The following is a 1,160-nucleotide window of genomic DNA, read 5'->3' as shown; positions in this document are numbered from 1 at the left end:
GGCTTCCTGAAAAGTAAACCCAGTCAAGCGAATATCCCGACCATTATTAAACGGGGTGCGTTGTTTATCCTGAATTAAATCTGCGGGAGTTGCCACCCCCAGCAAACAAAACCTTAGACGATTGTATGCTGGATTTTCGGCTCTTTGATTGTAACACGCCCTAATTAATGCAAAAAAATCATCTTTAAATTTAACTTTAATTATACTATCAATTTCATCGATAAAAATAACAATCGGTTGACTTAATTCGTCTAGGATAACCGACTCAATAAACTCATCTAACCACTGCACTGGGGAGAATCTATCACGCTCTTTTAACCATGGAATTATCTTGATTTTTCCCTTCAATTTAAAACTCTTAGCAAGACTTCTAATCAAACTGCCATACCACTGCTGTGACGTTACTTCATTGCCAATCCTGGTAACATCAATAGAGGCACAAGCTACTCCCGCCTTTGTTAGCTTTTCCATGGTTCGTACCCGCAAACTGGACTTACCCATCTGTCGGGAATTGAGCACATAACAAAACTCCCCAGCCATCAATGCCTGAAAAAGATCATGATCAGCTTGTCGCTTCACATAAGTGGGTTCATCGTAAGCTAAACTACCCCCAACTTTGTAGATTGTTGATTCTTCATTGTTCATTGTTGCTCCCGACTCCCGACTCCCGATTCCCGACTCCCGACTCCCTACTTCCTAAAATGCGATCGCTAAAATACTGACGATACAAATTAGATATCAAACTACAATCATTGCCATGGCGCTGCACCAATCCCATACTTTCCAACTTGCGAGTGATAGTAGCATCCAGGCGCACTGGGTTGGTTGTACTAAGTAATAGTTTAATCGCTTCCAGCAATTTGGGATGCTTTTGAATACTAGTTAACAGTAAGTACAGATGACTGCCATAAATTCCGGCTTCTGTGGGGGCATTAGCCAAAATGGTATCGAGGGTTTTCTCGGCTGGTTGGTGATTCTTGAGATAATCAAACCCTTGGGACAATAAATCAGGATGTCCCCCCACCATTGCCATCAGTTTCGTTACTGAATCCACAGACAAGGTCAAACCATAACCCTGGGCAAGTCTCTTCACCTGTGGATCACTAAACTCTAGTAATTCTATATGTATTCCCACATTACACGGCGTCCTATTCATATCT

At 42.0% G+C, this 1,160-nt stretch carries 2 protein-coding genes; both read right to left on the bottom strand.

The features are described from left to right. Window positions 1-645: AAA-like domain-containing protein (locus F6K49_RS51285; RefSeq protein WP_293110626.1), on the bottom strand; the 645-nt coding region annotated here is incomplete at its 3' end. Continuing rightward, the coding region (locus tag F6K49_RS51280; RefSeq protein WP_293110624.1) for an AAA-like domain-containing protein at window positions 635-1,160 on the bottom strand (526 nt) is incomplete at its 5' end. The genes F6K49_RS51280 and F6K49_RS51285, both read right to left, overlap by 11 nt.

This window comes from Moorena sp. SIO3I6, assembly GCF_010672095.1.
The sequence above is the reverse complement of the archived record's forward strand: the minus strand, read 5'-3'. Positions and strand labels throughout refer to the sequence as shown.